Origin of the sequence: Rhodothermus profundi (assembly GCF_900142415.1) — a bacterium.
GTDB classification, from domain to species: Bacteria; Bacteroidota; Rhodothermia; order Rhodothermales; family Rhodothermaceae; genus Rhodothermus; species Rhodothermus profundi.
This window is the reverse complement of the sequence record NZ_FRAU01000005.1, coordinates 312,840-321,268: the sequence shown is the minus strand read 5'-3', so window position 1 is coordinate 321,268 and position 8,429 is coordinate 312,840. Positions and strand designations below refer to the sequence as shown.

The 8,429-nt window shown below is 59.0% G+C and carries 9 protein-coding genes and 1 other RNA gene; 2 read left to right on the top strand and 8 right to left on the bottom strand.

The genetic code is table 11. The annotated features are described in order from the left end of the window. Together BUA15_RS13860 and BUA15_RS13855 are read right to left on the bottom strand one after the other, a co-directional pair. A partial coding sequence (locus tag BUA15_RS13860) for a zinc-dependent metalloprotease family protein (RefSeq protein ID WP_245771997.1) occupies positions 1-563 on the bottom strand: 563 nt, incomplete at its 3' end. A 170-nt stretch (positions 564-733) separates the two neighbouring features. Next, positions 734-1,372, bottom strand: a complete 639-nt coding sequence (locus tag BUA15_RS13855; RefSeq protein WP_245771996.1) for a hypothetical protein — start codon at positions 1,370-1,372, stop codon at positions 734-736. A 384-nt stretch (positions 1,373-1,756) separates the two neighbouring features. Between BUA15_RS13855 and BUA15_RS09345 the strand changes: the two genes are divergently transcribed. Continuing rightward, on the top strand, positions 1,757-2,287 hold the full coding sequence (locus tag BUA15_RS09345; RefSeq protein ID WP_072715704.1) for a GAF domain-containing protein: 531 nt from the start codon (positions 1,757-1,759) through the stop codon (positions 2,285-2,287). A 56-nt stretch (positions 2,288-2,343) separates the two neighbouring features. Here the strand turns inward: BUA15_RS09345 and BUA15_RS09340 are convergent, their stop codons facing one another. The 6 genes from BUA15_RS09340 to BUA15_RS09315 all read right to left on the bottom strand — a co-directional run bounded on the left by BUA15_RS09340 (position 2,344) and on the right by BUA15_RS09315 (position 7,761). After that, positions 2,344-3,768, bottom strand: coding sequence for a phosphoglucomutase/phosphomannomutase family protein (locus BUA15_RS09340; protein ID WP_072715703.1), 1,425 nt, complete (start codon positions 3,766-3,768; stop codon positions 2,344-2,346). A 694-nt stretch (positions 3,769-4,462) separates the two neighbouring features. Next, positions 4,463-5,041, bottom strand: a complete 579-nt coding sequence (locus tag BUA15_RS09335; RefSeq protein WP_072715702.1) for a DUF2911 domain-containing protein — start codon at positions 5,039-5,041, stop codon at positions 4,463-4,465. Positions 5,042-5,064: 23 nt separating this feature from the next. Further along, a complete protein-coding gene (locus BUA15_RS09330) occupies positions 5,065-5,334 on the bottom strand; it encodes a hypothetical protein (protein ID WP_084660569.1) in 270 nt (89 codons plus the stop codon). A 512-nt stretch (positions 5,335-5,846) separates the two neighbouring features. Next, positions 5,847-6,217: a transfer-messenger RNA gene (ssrA, locus tag BUA15_RS09325) on the bottom strand. Positions 6,218-6,267: 50 nt separating this feature from the next. Further along, positions 6,268-6,708 (bottom strand): hypothetical protein, encoded by a 441-nt coding sequence (locus BUA15_RS09320; protein WP_072715700.1) that lies wholly within the window; start codon positions 6,706-6,708, stop codon positions 6,268-6,270. 195 nt (positions 6,709-6,903) lie between these two features. Further along, positions 6,904-7,761, bottom strand: coding sequence for an alpha/beta fold hydrolase (locus tag BUA15_RS09315; RefSeq protein WP_072715699.1), 858 nt, complete (start codon positions 7,759-7,761; stop codon positions 6,904-6,906). Between the two features lie 323 nt (positions 7,762-8,084). On the opposite strand from BUA15_RS09315, the gene BUA15_RS09310 reads away from it, so the two are divergent. Next, on the top strand, positions 8,085-8,414 hold the full coding sequence (locus BUA15_RS09310) for a YtxH domain-containing protein (protein ID WP_072715698.1): 330 nt from the start codon (positions 8,085-8,087) through the stop codon (positions 8,412-8,414). Positions 8,415-8,429: the final 15 nt, after the last annotated feature.

Genomic DNA, 8,429 nt, shown 5'->3' with positions numbered 1-8,429 from the left:
CGATGCCCCCGCGCGTAGGGAATTGCCTCCGCCTCCCGATAGATGCCGTCTTCCGGGTCATGCTGGGCTCCGAAAATGTGCCCCACTTCATGCGTGAACGTGTAGTCCCCACTACTGGCAAAGTCGACCAAAACGATCGCATATGCCTTCTGACGGACCTCCCCGACGTTGATAAGTTGCTCGCCAGAAGAGCCCAACAGCACATCACCCGCAACGCCATGGACTCGACCATCCGGGTTTTCAGGATCCCAGTCGCCCACCTCCGAATCGATCAGCAATACCACCACGTCCGCCTGGTACTGGTCCCGCAACGCCTGCGCCTGAGAGTCGGTGTACAAACTCCGTACATCCTCTTCAGCATTGCCACCGATGTAAAAGCTGAACTGCTGCTTGTGTATCAGGCGGAGTTCGAGGTTGTTGATCTGGCTGTTGCGATAAGCCTGGTTCGCATCGTTGAGGGCCGCATAAATGATCCCATCGATGTCCCGACCCTGCGCCGCCTTCGGCGTGTACAGCACCAGCACCCGCACCACCTCCGGACTGCAACGAGCCTGCGGCCACAAACCAGTGGAACCCCCCACATACGTGCCCGCAGCTTTCTCCGAAACGCTACCTTTCGGCGCGGAAACGTTGCGCTTCGGAGGCGCAATCGGCCGAGGGCCTACCGCCCCCACGTCATAAATGCCCCGCGCAGGAGGCGCAGGCGGGCGCGGATACTTCCGCGGGTCGATCGTCACCAGCGCGTGCAACCCACCCCCCAGCGGCCGCACCCAGTACTCCCAATCCCCAACAGCACATGCCCCGTCACCGCACCCGTCCGCAACACCACCAGCGACACCTCGCCCACCGCCTCCGTCGTGTCCGCCCCCACATAGATCCGCCCGTTCCAGGCCACCGCCTCCTCCGAAAGCACCGAAAGCGCCTCGCGCCGCACCGTCAATGTGCCAAGGCCCTTACCCCGGCCCGGCACCAGCCGACCCGCCGCGTTCACCGCCAGCACAAACGAACGATGGCGCCAGAGCTCTTCGGGCAGCCGCACCAGTTGCAGGTGCACCGCCATCGGCAGCTTTTGCAACACCTGTTGGCGTTGTTGCGCCTGCGGTCCGAGCGCCTGCATCGAAACCGAAGCTTCTTCAAAGAGCGGCACCGGTTGGGCCTGCAGTGTCGTGCTCAGCGCCAGCCAGAGTCCCAGGAGTAGAAGGGGGGGGTAAGCCGTGTGCGTCTCATGGCTTCTTCCGTTTTCGGTTGGGGAGAAAAGGGCTTCCGAGTCAACCGAGAACGGCTGGTGACGGAGAGGGTCACCACGTCGCCGTGGTTGTGGGGAAAGAAAACATGAAGGGGGTGGTTTGTCAAGCCCCTGTTTGGTCTCCATCGGGTGGTATGTCAAGTCCTTGTTGGGTTTTCGTTGGGGGATTGTGTTGGCGTAGGTCATGGGTTGGGTTGGTGGGGGTGTTCCCCCTCCCCACAGGGGAGGGGGAAAGCAGAGAAAGCCCTGCGGGGACGTAGGGGTTCGGTGCCGATGTCAGCGCGTTCAATAACGCACCGGATATGCAGACATATACGTGAACATTTGTGTTGGGTGCTGATGCCAGCGTTGTTTAATAACGCGCCCGGAAAAGCGGTTCTCCCTTTGGGAGGGAACTGTCGCAGGACGACGGAGGGGGAAAAAGGGGCGTGGAAGGGAAGTAGGGGCATCTTCTGCGAGGGTGTTGCGTAGAAAGGGCCCCGGACATTTACTGCGAACGATGAGGGGGCTATGGCGGTATCCTTGCAGGCACTTTCGCCGCTTTCGGTCGATGCCGGTGGGTCAGAACGGGCCCGGCACTATGAAACGGTGCTCCAGCATATCGACGCTCTGCTCGAAGGCGAAACGGACTGGATCGCCGCGATGGCGACGGTAGCCTGCGCGCTGCACCACGCCTTCGATTACTATCACTGGACCGGGTTTTACCGGGCGGTTTCCGACGATCTGCTCATTGTAGGCCCCTACCAGGGCACGCATGGATGCCTGCGCATTCCCTTCTGCCGGGGCGTGTGTGGGGCAGCTGCTCGCACGCGTCAGACCCAGCTCGTGCCCGACGTGCACCGGTTCCCGGACCATATTGCCTGCTCATCGACCACGCAGTCGGAAATCGTCGTGCCCGTGCTGACGCCAGACGGTCGCCTGCTGGCTGTGCTGGACGTTGATTCCGACGAACCGGCCGCCTTTAATGCCATTGATCAGCACTACCTGGAACAGCTCTGCGCCGAACTGGGGCGGCGCTTTGCCCATACGCCTCAGCGCTGAAAGAAAAAACGCCAGGCCTGTCGGGCCTGGCGTTGCGGTATGGGAACAGGGGGCGATCAGTGGGCGGCCACTTCGGCAAAGCCTAATTGTTCGATGGCGTGGTGCACATAGGCTTCGGCCAGCTCAGGCGTGGGTGCCTCGGCATAGACGCGCAGGAGCGGCTCAGTACCTGAAGGCCGGATCAGCACCCAGCCGCGGTCGGTAATATGCTTAAAGCCATCGAGCGTCTGCACATCACGTACGGCGTCGCCGGCCACCTCTTTCAGACCCCCTGTCTGACGAAGATGGTCCAGGGCCGCTTGTTTCTTTTCGTCGGTGGTGTGCAGGTCGATGCGGAAGAAGTGATGCGGGCCGAATTCGTCGAAGAGTTCCTGCACCAGCTCAGAGAGTTTCTTCTTCCGAAGAACCAGTAACTCTGCGACGAGAAGTCCGATATAGATGCCGTCGCGTTCAGGGATGTGGCCCTTGACGGCGATACCACCCGACTCTTCGCCCCCTACGAGCACGTCGCGCGCGACCATCTGCTTGGCAATGTGCTTAAAGCCGATGGGCGTTGTTTCGACACGCAGCCCATAGGCCTGTCCCATCTTGTCAAGCAGGTGGGTGGTAGAGAACGTCTTGATAATATCCCCTTTCAGTCCCTGCTCCTTGTGCAGATACTTGACCAGCAGGGCCAGAATTTCGTGCGAGGTAACAAAGCGGCCGTTTTCGTCAAACAGGCCAATGCGGTCGGCATCCCCGTCGTTGGCCATGCCCAGGTCACACCGTTCGCGGACGACCACCTCGGCCAGTTCCTTCAGGTTGCGCTCAATGGGTTCGGGAGGCTGGCCATGGAAGCCCGGGTTCCAGTCACAGTGCAGTTCAACGACGCGCTCGGCACCCAGCAGGCGGCGCACCATGCCCTGGGCGGCACCAAACATGGCATCGTGCGCCACTTTCAGATGTTGGGCGATGCCGTTGATGTCCAGTTTGGTGCGCAGGTGGTCAAGGTATGCGGTGCTCAGGTCCACCAGTTCGATATGACCGTCGCTAACCAGGTCATCAAAGGAGGGTAGGTTGGCGGGTGGAGTGGCCTCGGGAAGTTCGCGTTCTACTTCGGCGATCATTTCAGGTGAGGCCGGTCCCCCGAAGTCTGCTTTGATCTTGAATCCGTTGTATTGGGGAGGGTTGTGGCTGGCCGTAATAACGATGCCGGCCTGGCAACCAAAGTGCTGGGTCGCCCAGCTTACGGCCGGGGTGGTAGTAAATGTACTGGCCAGACGTACAGAAATGCCCTGTGCTGCGAAGATGCGGGCGACGTGTTCGGCGAACTCTCGTCCCAGAAAACGGGTGTCGTGCCCGATAACTACGCTTGGGTGATCACCATAGCGTTTTTTCAACCAGCGAGCGGTAGCCTGGGCGACGCGGCCCAGATTGGCAAAGGTGAAGTCATCGGCAATGACTGCACGCCAACCGTCCGTTCCAAACTTGATCGGTGCCATTGGTTGCATTCTGGTTTGGTTTTGAGAGGACAATTGCAAGGAATAAAAAAAGGATATCTATACCAGAAATCGTTCCCATTGCCAACCAGAATTTACGCTGTAGTTAAAAAGTCCAACAGGGACGTATGGAGAAAATTGTTAGCGTATGAAGCAGGAATTGTACCGGGTCGACTCAGCTAGAGACTGCCCGGTGAAGCAGCTATGAGCGTACAGGTCATGCTGGCAAATTCAACCAGAGTACTTGATCCGTTGGCTACCGGTAGAGCATGCTGGTTTACCAGGGCCAGCAGATTGTTTTGTGAAATTGAACGGTACCAGGCTTTTTTCTATTTATGGCTTGATTGTTTAGCGTGAAGGTGCAATGTCCGTTCGGGATAAGAGGCGCAGAGCATATTTCTGCATTTGAAGCAAAATCAGGCTACCTGTCTCAGGAGCGACGCATCCCGGAGTCAAGGGGCAGGATGCATGGCCGGCAGGCGTTGCGTCTGGGTAACACAGAATAGCTGGCAGCCCTTTAAGAAACGCGTTTGAGGGCAGCGAGCAGAGAGGAAGACGGTGTGCGGCCGCGCCGCGGGGCAGTTGATTGTGACGGGGGCATGGCGTGCGTGCTGCGTTCCGCATCACACGTAGCTGCCTGGCGGCGCGGCCTTTCTGAAAGGGTAATGCAAAGGCGTGCTGTTGCCAACGGAGTGCTTTAGTCAGTCTGCTCTGAAGCGGCCGCTACCGGAATGCGCACTTCAGTGCGATCCCAGCGCAGGTACAGGTAGGTCTGGTCCTTTTCTTTTTCAAAGGAGATCGTAAAGCCCTCGTAGCGTTTATCTGTCTGGCGGGTGGGCACATCGAAGCGAAAGAGATCCAGCTTGGGATCATAGTCGAAGGTACCCCATTGGCCCAGCCCCCGGTTGATGATAATGGTCCAGTGGTCGGGGTAAGGAATTGTATAGAGGCTATAGGTGCCGGCTGGCAGGTGATGTCCCCCGAAGATTAAATCGCCCGTGGTGGTAATTTCGGTGGCTTCATTAGCGCCGGTGCGCCAGACTTCGCCGTACGGGACCAGCGCCCCGAAGATCTCACGGCCCCGCTTACGGGGCGAACTGTAGACAATCTTTACGTAGGTGCTGTCAATCCAGGTTATGGCCAGCGCCAACGGACTGCGCGCCAGGCTGCCTGAGCGTGGTGGTGGCACCACCTCTACGGTATCCTGAGCGCCCGCGCTCAGGGGAAGCGCCAGAAAGACAAGGAATGGGCAAAAGTAAAAGTAAAGGGGACGCATAATCGAGGCAGATCAGGTGATTATTACCTGGGAAGCACTTCCAGAGCAATGTTAGTGCGCGAGCGCTTGTGCAGCTTCAGCACAGGCTCCAGTACGTGGTTAACGCAGGCGGCGATGGTGCGCTCGTACTGCTCTTTCGGGGTGCGCCAGGCTTCTGTTACAATCTTTGTCACGAAAGCTTCCGCATCGCGTAGCGTAGCGGTCGTCCAGCCCATCTGATGGAACCGATGGAGCAGGGTTGGGCCTATTTGCCTGGCCAGATGCTGGCAGAGCTGTTCTAACGTACGGGACATTGCAGGATGCGGTTGTGGTTGCTGGTTCGTCATCACCTTCTCAGATGTTGGTGCAAACAGAAAAGACGAGGTGACCCGGTTTGTTTCACCGGTGATCAAAAAATCATCGCGCAGGCTGCGTCTGGGAATACCTGGGCTGGGAGTTTGAAAGAGCTTCCTGAAAATTTGACGATGCGTCGGTCGGATTTGCGGAAAGTGCTTTTTAGCGGAGCAGCCCAGGTTGTAAGCTGAGTGAGCAGGAAGATTGTCCCTGGATTGGAGGCGCAGGCCAGCAGCGGAAGCAGCGCGTTAAGCGGTAAGGCAATGGCGCGCTGAGTTTTGCGTGATGACAGATTTAGGAGGGCCACAGGCAAAGGGATGCGCAGGGGTGCAGTGGAGGTGACAGAGACTCGCTATTCGGGTCGCTACCCAAGCATGCATGCTGGCAATCGAAGGGCACCTGCGGGCGGTGTAGGGTGGGATTTACAAAGAAAAGCCGTAAGCCCTGAAGCAAAGGGCTTACGGCCTGTTTGTGGTGGAGATGGCGGGAGTCGAACCCGCGTCCGGATGGCCGCCCGGTCAGGCGTCTACGTGCGTAGCCGGCCTATTCGGTGTCGTCCATGCCGTATGCCGGCCGGCGAGGCCAGGCATGGACCCAGGCTGATGGGTATCTCGCTGCGCCGGTTCAGCCGGCACCGGCTACAGCCAGTCCGCCTCCGACGATGCCTCGCCGCGCGCGGGCGGACGCGCTGCGCGGGAGACAGATGGCGGGCTTAATTAGGCCGCCATCGCGTACGAGTAGTCGTTCGCACTTACTTTTTCCTGGCGAGATTAACGAGCATGCCAGGCAGCTCGGCACGCAGCCTGCCGTGCGTCTACCACCCGTCGAAACCAGTTCATCCCCATCAAAGAACGCATTTTCCCAACCCAATGAATCTTCAAAAAGTTCCCTTACTAGCGGAGCGGAGAGCGGTCGCGCTCCAGTGCCGTGCCGGCTGGCGTCAATCCGGCTGCCTGCAGGGCCGCATGCAGGCGAGGAAGCAGGGTGGCCCGCAGGCCTGCCGGCAGATAAGGGATCTTGCTGCGTCGGCCGGTGAAGTACTGCCGGTAGGGATGAATAAACAGACGTACAAAGCGTCCATTGATTGGCACGGCCTCCAGGCGCACCATGACGCGATACAGTCCCCAGTGCTGCAACGGCCGCGGTGCGGTTTGCAAAAGTGTGGGAGTAAGCTGCGTCGTTTCCCAACCTGCTGCTTGTAGTGCGCGTGCTACAGGAGGCAAGGCGGCTGCGGTTGTATCCGGCAGCCGGTAATCGTAGTAGAGCGGAACCAGGCGTGGACTGCAACCCGCAGAGGCCAGTCCCAGCAACAGAATCAGCAGCGAGCTCCGCATAGCTCAGATCTGCAGCTACTGCTACAGGTACCGGCAGGCGAACCGGAGGATCCAGAAAAGCATCGGGCAGGTACGCTCACCCTTCGTACCTGCCCGATCGGCGGAGGCTCACCGCAAGTGGCATGCAACACCCAGGAGGCAGAGCGCGCAGCCATGAGCTATCCCCTGCAAGCAGCATGCCAGCAGAGAGGACTCTTATGAAGAAGAGGGAACAGAAGGCGAAGCGGGCATGGACGTGTCCGCTAAAGCAGACCGCGTGCGTCCGTTTGAGACAACAGCTCGGGTATGGCGGTGCAGAAATTGCAGAAGAATCCTGTTAAAGTGCACCGGTTGCTCAATCATAGGGGCATGTCCGCATCGGTCGATATAGTGCAGCGTCGCGTTCGGTAAATGTTTCCGAAAGGTCTCTGCCACTTCAGGAGGAGTAATCCGGTCATTACGTCCCCAGATGAGCAGCACCGGCATGGTGAGCTCGTGCAGGCGCGCCATGACGGTTTCTGATTGTGCTGAACGGGCCATGCGGATCAGGCGGAGTACTTTCTGGCGGTCGTGAAGGAGGGCCTGCACCCGATCCACCAGTTCGTCGGTCGCGTGGCAGGGATCATAAAACGTCAGGGCTGCGCGCTCACGGATATACTCCCGGTCGTAGCGTCGCAGCGTCGAGGTGCCCAGTTCGACTTCGTAGATGCCCGAAGCACCGGTTAGCACCAGGGCAACCACGCGTTCGGGGGAGCGCAGCGCGTACAGCAGCGCCAGATGTCCGCCCAGCGAATTCCCCGCCAGCACGACCCGTTCAAGCGAGAGGCTGTCCAGAAAACGTGTCAGGAAGGTAACCAGACCCGGCAGGTTGCTCTCCTGCAGGGGCAATTCGTAGATGGGAAGTAGCGGGATCAGTACCCGGTAGCCAGCTATGCTCAGCGCTTGAGCCGTCGCCTCCCAGTTTGCCGGTTCGCCCAGCATGCCATAGAGCAACACAACCGGCGGAAAAGCCGAGGCCGGCCCGGCTTCCAGGTACGGAAAAGGTCTGGTGTGAGCACAAAACAGCGAAGGCATGCTGCCTGTCACCTGACGCAGGGTAGAGTTAGAATGAAAATACGGCTGCTTTTTCACAGATGCCAGCCAATAACCTGAGAAACCGGTCCGTCAGGCTCAGCGTTTACCCTGCTCAGCATGGAATTTTTACCACCAGCCCAAAGCGTAGTGGCTTATGCCTTGCGGACGGAAGCGGAAACGGAAAAAAATTGCTACCCACAAGCGGAAAAAGCGGCTGCGCAAGAACCGCCACAAGAAGAAGAAACGCTAATCCGGTAAGAAAAGCTGCGGTCGATTTTCGACGTAGCTTTTCGTTGTTTAAATACGGGCCAAGCCAGACAGGGATGAGAAAAACGTACACCACAGGTGAGGTGGTTCGTGCCGGACTGCTTGGCGCGCTGCTGGGAGGAGTGGTTGGCTTTGTGATGGGCCTGCTGATTGCTCCCGAGACAGGTGGACAGTTGCGGCGACGGCTGACCTACCAGTTAGAGCATCTGGGCGAACGCATCCAACGCCTGGGGGAGCAACTGTTGCATCCGCCAAAGCCGGGCGAGGCGCGCCGCACGGGCGAAGCCCTGGTGGCGAGTGCCCGCGCTGAAGCTGAAAACATTCGTCAGGATATTGACGCCTTGCTGGGCGATCTACGCCGGAAACGGACGTCCGCGAACTCCTGAAGCCTGTATCGTTCG